This window comes from Bacteroides sp. AF32-8BH (assembly GCF_003435205.1).
GTDB lineage: Bacteria > Bacteroidota > Bacteroidia > Bacteroidales > Bacteroidaceae > Bacteroides > Bacteroides ovatus.
The window spans coordinates 1-2,006 of sequence record NZ_QVLZ01000086.1 but is presented as its reverse complement, the minus strand read 5'-3'; the positions used below and the strand labels follow the sequence as shown (position 1 = coordinate 2,006).

Sequence of the window (2,006 nt, the reverse complement as noted above, 5' to 3'; positions counted from 1 at the left end):
GTCGGTTGTTCACTTCCGTTGTCCGTTCCAACGGTTACGTTCTCCTGCGCGTTGGCAGTTGCGATGCCCATAGCGAGGGCAAACATGATGATTACTTTTCTCATTACTTTGGATTTTAGTGGTAAATAAAAATTGGATTGTTGTTACTTTTTCTTTTTTCAATTCCTGTCCTGATAGAGCAAGACCTTGTACCCGGCTTTCAGATGCACCTTGACGGTACGCATCTTCTTAGCGATATACTGGCTGGTTCCTTGTATCAGCCCTTTACCCAAATCGGAGGCGAGCTGCGCCCCTGCGTTGGTGGAGATATTGATGCTGCTGCCCAGCGAGCCGCCCATGTTGGCGGCAACCTCCCTGACGGCGTTCATCTCCATAGAGTTGGGAATGAAGATACCGGGCTGCCCGTCCGTGTCATACACCACCAGCTCTACCGGGATAATCGTACCCGCGTACTCCAGCGACGTGATTTCAATATCAAGCCGTTCGCCCTGAATCTTTGCCGTGCCGATCACCACCGCATTACGGGGGATGATTTTGTCCGCTACCGCCATCGGCTCCAGCAGCCGGAGTTTGACAGCCTGCCCATCCGTCACACTCTGCGCCCCATAGACGCACGCCGACAGGGTGTTCTTGTCCGACACGGTCGTGACACCCACCGCCGTATTAAAACTGCGGTTGCGCTCCTGCGAGAAGGAGGCGACAAATTCGGCGATGCTCATCGGCTGTGAGAGCGAGGACACCACCTGATGCGCCACCTGCCTGACAGGTGCTGCCGTGTCCTTTCCGGCTTTCTGCACTGGATAAGGCTCTGCCGCCTGTCCGACAGGTGGCTGTGTGCCGTTCTGTCCACCCATGTACTTCGCCGCCAGTTCGTAGGACTTCTCCATAAGTGCCACTTGGTCATCCACAGCGGACGCCTTGCCTTTCTCGCTTTCCAGTTCCGATTCCAGCGAAGCGATGCGCTCCAACAGTTCGTCCATATCCGCGTTGTCGTTCTTCGGCTGTTCATAGAAGTTGCCGAGCGTGGCATTGAGGTCGCGATAGGCGGCTGCGGAAGACTGGATGGTCTTCGGGGCGGATTTCACGTTCTCTTCCGTTCCTCCGGGATTGGCAAGGTCGAAGTCCCTGCCACCGTCCGTTTCCGCCACCTCTCGGTCGAACATATCGCCCAGTTCCTGCATGGTGCGGCTGCGGTTCTCCTGCCGTTCCTCCATCGCCCCCTGCTCGTATGCTTTCGCCTTGTCGCCGATGATCTGGCGGTTCGCCTTGTCAGCGTCGGGCATTTCGATGTTGTAACCACTCGTTCCCGGTTGCTGTTCCTTGTCGGAAGACGGGGCGAATATCAGCCACATAGCCCCGATGAATACCAGCACCATAGCGGGCAGCACTATCATTTTCTGACGTTTCAGCCTTTGGGCTTCGGTCAGCGGCTTGCGCTCCTTCTTCGGTTTCCCATTGTCGGGAGCCGCCTTGTTTTCGTTTTTAGGTTCATTCTTCGTCTGTTCCATATAAATAAGGTATTACGTTGTGATTGTTTTACGGCTTTACGGACAGTCCCACCTGTCCGGCATGGTCTGTTACTATCCGGTTGCCGCCATTCCTGCCGATGTCATAGACGGCTTTGCCGAAGGTGTAGATGGCAAGCACCGCGAAGGCGGCGAGCATCGCCAGCACGATGCGCCTGCGTGTCTTCGGGGGTAAACCGTCCAGATAGCCTTTGAGCCTTGCCACCAGCATTTTCTTTTTGTCGTGGAGCTTCCAGTACGCACGCCAAAATGATTTCCTGATTTTCTTCATGTCCGTTACCTTTTGATGGTTTGTAAATCCTTGTTCTCGATAATGGTGAATCCCTCTATGGTGAAACCGTTGGGATTGTCGTCCGAACGGGACGAGTTCAAGAGGCGGCACGTGGTCACGAGGCTGCGTTCGGTGACGTTGCTTTGCCGGATGATTTTCTGCGTGGCATAGGTCACGGCACGGTAGGGATAGCCGTTGAAGTCGCACAC

The 2,006-nt window shown here is 55.0% G+C and carries 2 protein-coding genes and 2 pseudogenes; all 4 read right to left on the bottom strand.

The window, feature by feature from the left end; translation table 11 throughout:
- A pseudogene (locus DWZ47_RS31465) lies at positions 1 to 104 on the bottom strand (conjugative transposon protein TraN); the annotation flags it as partial.
- A 54-nt stretch (positions 105 to 158) separates the two neighbouring features.
- Positions 159 to 1,508, bottom strand: coding sequence for a conjugative transposon protein TraM (traM, locus tag DWZ47_RS29710; RefSeq protein WP_008616529.1), 1,350 nt, complete (start codon positions 1,506 to 1,508; stop codon positions 159 to 161).
- Between the two features lie 28 nt (positions 1,509 to 1,536).
- Positions 1,537 to 1,797, bottom strand: a complete 261-nt coding sequence (locus DWZ47_RS29705) for a TraL conjugative transposon family protein (RefSeq protein ID WP_004314859.1) — start codon at positions 1,795 to 1,797, stop codon at positions 1,537 to 1,539.
- Positions 1,798 to 1,802: 5 nt separating this feature from the next.
- Positions 1,803 to 2,006: pseudogene (locus DWZ47_RS29700) on the bottom strand (conjugative transposon protein TraK); the annotation flags it as partial.